Here is a 5,022-nt window from a genome sequence, read left to right as displayed (position 1 = left end):
ATCGCCAGGCTTTAAATTTTTAAAATCGTTTTTAAACGGTTTTTGAATTGCTGATATAGCTCAGCCCGGTAGAGCGCACCCTTGGTAAGGGTGAGGTCCCCAGTTCGAGTCTGGGTATCAGCACCATATTTAGTTGATTTGATTATTCAAGTTAACAACAGAATTTGTTTGACGACCATAGCATTGTGGACCCACCTGATTCCATGCCGAACTCAGAAGTGAAACACAATAGCGCCGATGGTAGTGTGGGGCTTCCCCATGTGAGAGTAGGACATCGCCAGGCTCAAATTGCTTTAAGCTGAATAGACACTGCGGAGTGGTAGTTCAGTTGGTTAGAATACCGGCCTGTCACGCCGGGGGTCGCGGGTTCGAGTCCCGTCCACTCCGCCACTTATTAGAAAGCCTAGTCTTATGACTAGGCTTTCGTCGTTTCTGGGTATCGATAATTCGGTCTCCAACCACGAGATCCGGTCGCCTGAGATCCTAGCTACTCCGCCATTTATAATAAACCTCGCTAGAAATCACGGGGCTTTTTTTGCATCTAAATCATAGTGTTTCGCACGTCAGTCGAATAACTTACACAAAAGATTTTCCCGTAGCCCACAGCTCTTAGCTGAGGTGTCCCCCAAACCAACTCATGATTAGGGCTACATCATTTCTGATTCCTGCTGTGAGGTGACGCGAGCATGATTTCAAACGTATATAGCTTTAAGTTTAGCATTCAGATACTCAAGCCATACGCGCTGTAAGTTAGATTTATGAGACTGAACTGACCCCTTATCAATACTTGAGTTATAAAAGCCTTACACCCCATCCTACTTACTCTGCGCTGTAGATGTTTCCTTTATTAAGTGAGTGGCTCTCAGTATTAGTTAACAGCCTTTCGTCTACGAAGTCTGACTTCTGCTCTATCTGTGAATCTATAGGATACGTGTAATTAGGGCTCTATCATGGAGGCTTCTGCTAAGAAAGCTATAGCCCTTAATGAGTCGACTTAATAGCTCTTGTTATACATTCAGCTTAAACCACTCTCGATAGCATCAAGCGCTTTGTTCGAAGCATTTCAAAGGATGGAAGCGGAGTAGATTCAGCTTGAAAGGTGAGAGTCGTTAGGTTGCGTTCCAAAGTGGCGCTGGAGGGATATGTAAGTTAAGACATAGAGTATCCCTCGCATCCGTATCTACACGTGCAGGGAGGTTCATCCCCCAACTGATTGTGATGTTCTCTGGTTCTAGGGGATGGTAATTTAGGATGTTTACCGGTCTCTCTTCGATTCTGATGTGCTTGTTGACTCGATATGAATTAGTTGTGTCGACAACTTTGCTCAGAACATATTGATTTCTTGCTGGTTAGTTCAATCTATGTTTTGGTTATTGCGACTAAGATGAAGCTAGAAGATCACTACTGTTTGCTTCGTAGAAATAAAAATCCCCCCAAATCATCGGTGGATAGTTATGTGATTATTTTCAGAATTAAATAAAGCCTCAAACCTAATGGATCGAACTATGAAATTGAGTTTTAACTTTGAAGATGCGAGCCAGATCTTTGTGGGATCTTTCGCTTTGGCCGTGCCGATTTCTTTTTCTGAAGAGGCTTGGAAGTTAGGGGAGACTTTACCTGCCGCTAATCTATTGCTGCTATTTTTGTTGTCTGCGGTGTTCTTAGGCTTCTATACGTATGAGAGTGTCTTTCAAAAAGACGTTGTCGCACGGTTGCCAGTGTTTATTTTCAGAATAGTTATTGCTTATGTTATGACAGCATTGGTCGTTGCTTTGGTACTGACTTGTTTGGACAAATTACCTCTATTGAGTGACCCCGTTGTATCGATCAAAAGAGTGATCGTTATTTCAATGCCTGCCTCTATGGGCGCTATTGTAGTGGATAGTTTTGATAAAGAGTGACCTGTGTTTCAATTTGGATTGAAGCACCTTACAGAGCTTTTCTAGCGCTTATTTGATTCGTTATTTAGCTTTCTCACCTCTAAACTTAGCATTGATTTGTTCAACCGATCTCCTCATCAATAAAATGAGTAGCAACGTTACTATGAGTGACTCTTACGTGAATGTGTCGTGTGTTGCTGGGAGATGTTGAAGAGCGTTAAGTAGCGTTTTGGAAGGAGATGAAAACAGTTGGCTTCTAAGTCGAATTGAAATTAGAGAGGCGAGGGTAGTTGTATTGAGAAGTTAGGATCTTTAGATGCAAAAAAGCCGCATCAATGATGCGGCTTTTTTTAATTGGCTCCCCTTGCAAGACTTGAACTTGCGACATACGGATTAACAGTCCGCCGTTCTACCAACTGAACTAAAGGGGAATTGATTGTTTAGTCTCTAATCAAGAGAATGGTGCCGACTACCGGAATCGAACTGGTGACCTACTGATTACAAGTCAGTTGCTCTACCTACTGAGCTAAGTCGGCATCATGAATCAAAAAGCTTATGCTTGATGATTAACTTGGCTCCCCTTGCAAGACTTGAACTTGCGACATACGGATTAACAGTCCGCCGTTCTACCAACTGAACTAAAGGGGAATTATTCTTAAAGCTTTAAAGAAATGGTGCCGACTACCGGAGTCGAACTGGTGACCTACTGATTACAAGTCAGTTGCTCTACCTACTGAGCTAAGTCGGCACATAATATTTCTTTGTGCTTTACTGTTGTTGTCTAAGACACCAACAAATAAATTGTGGTGCCCGGAGGCGGAATCGAACCACCGACACGAGGATTTTCAATCCTCTGCTCTACCGACTGAGCTATCCGGGCGACGAGGTGTATTAAACGTGTTTTCGCGTTCTGGGTCAACATTAAATTGCAAAAAAAGTATCGTTTGATGTTTTTCTATACTTAGTGGGTTGTTTTTGCTCATTTGGGGTGAAAAACCTAGGTCTAGCATGCCCTAAAAGATAGTAAAACTACGGTTAACTACACTGAATGGGCGCCGAAATAAAAAAAGCACGTATGAAAACGTGCTTTTTTATTTGAAAATTTTCTAGGGAGTTTAGTGTTTTACTTCAAACCTATTAACCCAAGCTTCTAATTCGTTGGAAAGAGAGGCAAGAGTTTGGGTGCTGTTATGACTTTCTGTTACGACATTGCTCAGTTGGTTACCGCTCTCTTCGATCATATTGATACGCTTCGATATATCATCGCTCACCTGAGTCTGCTCAGCGGCCGCTGTTGCGATTTGATGACTCATTGATGAAATGGACTCTAATGCGACAACAATCTGTTGTAGTGCTTCAGAGGCGTTTTGAGACTCTGTTACGGTGCTTTCACTGGTCGCGGCACACACTTCCATGGTTTGAATTGCGTTGCGAGATCCCTCTTGAAGGTTATTAATCATTAATTGGATTTCTTTTGTGCTCGATTGTGTTCTGCCTGCAAGGTTACGAACCTCATCTGCTACAACAGCAAATCCACGACCTTGTTCGCCAGCTCGAGCTGCTTCAATGGCTGCATTTAGTGCCAATAGGTTAGTTTGCTCCGCTATATCACCAATCACATCCAATACTTTTGCAATGTTGTTTACATCGTTATCTAGGTTAGCGACAGCTTCGCTTGCTGTGCCTAGTTGGCCTGCTAAGCCTTGAATGTTATCTACTGTGTTGTGAATGAGTTGTTGGGTATGCTGGCTCTGTTTGTCGGCCTCGTCGGTGTTGCGCGCGGTATCGCTAGCTGAAGCAGCTACGTTATTGGCTGAAGAGGCCATCTCGGTCATTGCTGTCGCGATCATCTCTGTTGATTGCTGTTGGGTGTCTGTCAGTTGACCAATTGACCCAGCGCGATCTTCTACGCGCTGCAGTTCGCCTCTTAATGCCAGCATTGAAGCGTCAAGGTTTGATACTAGCTCAGCCAATGACTTACTCATTTGTTGTACGGCGTGATAGATACTGCCGTCAATTGCCTGAGTTTCGAAAGAGGTTTGAATTCGACCTTGTGCTACGGCTTGTACTGCTTCTCGTACGTCTTTAGGTTCGCCGCCAAGAAGCGCTAGCATGCGTTTAATGGATACAATTAGGCTCGCCAGAATAAGACCAGCAATCACGACACAAAGGAATAGCTGCCATTGAGCAGTAGACCAAAAACGAGCGTTAACTTCATTGAACCCGATACCAGTGCCGACAACCCAACCCCAATGTGGCGTTTTCTCTGCAATAGACAGTTTTTCTTCAATCGTTCCATCTGGCAGTTTTTGTGTCCAGGTGTACTCAATGATCTCGCCAGTACGATTACCAAGTACTCTTTGGATTAGCTGCCCAACACTATTGCCGTCGCCATCTTTAAAGTCGTTAAAACTGGTTCCGTGCAGTTGAGGATCTAATGGTGTCGCGATAAACGTCATGTTCTCATCGGCTACGTAAACATATTCATTATCTTTATAGATGTTGTTGCGTAGAAGGCGAGTAGCTAGTTGCTTGGCTTGCTCTTCTTCTAGTGTGCCATCAATCGCCATTTTTTCGACTTCAGTAAGAATGCTGTATGCGCTCTTAAACAGCTCTGTTACGCGAGCTTTGTTGTCCATGTTGCTAGCAACTCTTAAGGTCCATAAGCCTGTAGCCGTCAGTGCTAGCAGGGCGATCAAGATGATGCCCGATAATAAGTAAGCTTGCGTTTTTAGTTTCATATTTCCCCGCGCAGCGATTCAATAATTAGTATTAGGTATAATTCATCGAATCTTAATCTAAGTGGTGTAAGGCAGATATTAGAAAGACATCAAAGTATGATAGGGATTAAATTTTCGAAGAAAAAAAAGTAACAGGACTTGGTTCTATTTGTTTTAATGTGAATATTAGCGGGTCATGAACTTTATAAGGCGTTGGTTCTGTTGTAGTGGATATGCTTTATAGAACTTAGAATCAACTGCTGTAGTAAGAGTACTAAAAGGAGATAACTCAATTTATCGAGACTGATTAAGAGTTAGTGAGGAGCTGATGTGTATATTGAATAGAGTTTGTTTTTGTTCAAACGAAAAAAAGCCAAGTCTTTCGACTTGGCTTTCTTGAATGTGGCTCCCCTTGCAAGACT

At 42.9% G+C, this 5,022-nt stretch carries 2 protein-coding genes, 7 tRNA genes and 1 rRNA gene; 4 read left to right on the top strand and 6 right to left on the bottom strand.

All coding sequences use genetic code 11. The annotated features are described in order from the left end of the window. Positions 1 to 49 precede the first annotated feature (49 nt). From AB4512_RS15410 to AB4512_RS15395, 4 genes are all read left to right on the top strand, one after another. Positions 50 to 126, top strand: a tRNA-Thr gene (locus AB4512_RS15410). A 41-nt stretch (positions 127 to 167) separates the two neighbouring features. Further along, positions 168 to 283 (top strand): 5S ribosomal RNA (gene rrf / locus AB4512_RS15405). Between the two features lie 30 nt (positions 284 to 313). After that, positions 314 to 390, top strand: a tRNA-Asp gene (locus tag AB4512_RS15400). A gap of 1,115 nt (positions 391 to 1,505) precedes the next feature. Continuing rightward, on the top strand, positions 1,506 to 1,901 hold the full coding sequence (locus AB4512_RS15395) for a DUF2391 family protein (RefSeq protein WP_050645433.1): 396 nt from the start codon (positions 1,506 to 1,508) through the stop codon (positions 1,899 to 1,901). A 334-nt stretch (positions 1,902 to 2,235) separates the two neighbouring features. Here AB4512_RS15395 and AB4512_RS15390 read toward each other — a convergent pair. The 6 genes from AB4512_RS15390 to AB4512_RS15365 form a co-directional block, all read right to left on the bottom strand. Beyond that, positions 2,236 to 2,311 (bottom strand) — tRNA-Asn (locus AB4512_RS15390). 29 nt (positions 2,312 to 2,340) lie between these two features. Next, a tRNA-Thr gene (locus AB4512_RS15385) sits at positions 2,341 to 2,416 on the bottom strand. Positions 2,417 to 2,452: 36 nt separating this feature from the next. Further along, positions 2,453 to 2,528, bottom strand: a tRNA-Asn gene (locus AB4512_RS15380). A 24-nt stretch (positions 2,529 to 2,552) separates the two neighbouring features. Next, positions 2,553 to 2,628 (bottom strand) — tRNA-Thr (locus AB4512_RS15375). 56 nt (positions 2,629 to 2,684) lie between these two features. Further along, positions 2,685 to 2,760 (bottom strand) — tRNA-Phe (locus AB4512_RS15370). A 235-nt stretch (positions 2,761 to 2,995) separates the two neighbouring features. Further along, on the bottom strand, positions 2,996 to 4,621 hold the full coding sequence (locus AB4512_RS15365; RefSeq protein WP_017062210.1) for a methyl-accepting chemotaxis protein: 1,626 nt from the start codon (positions 4,619 to 4,621) through the stop codon (positions 2,996 to 2,998). Positions 4,622 to 5,022 lie beyond the last annotated feature (401 nt).

The sequence above is a fragment of the Vibrio sp. 10N.222.52.B7 genome (assembly GCF_041474275.1).
Lineage (GTDB): Bacteria > Pseudomonadota > Gammaproteobacteria > Enterobacterales > Vibrionaceae > Vibrio > Vibrio crassostreae_C.
Note: the sequence above shows the minus strand (reverse complement) of the source record. Positions and strands in the feature narration are given on the sequence as shown.

Coding starts and splice junctions, on each gene's coding strand:
- AB4512_RS15395 (WP_050645433.1), top strand. CDS start 1,506: ATGAAATTGAGTTTTAACTTTGAAGATGCGAGCCAGATCTTTGTGGGA.
- AB4512_RS15365 (WP_017062210.1), bottom strand. CDS start 4,621: ATGAAACTAAAAACGCAAGCTTACTTATTATCGGGCATCATCTTGATC.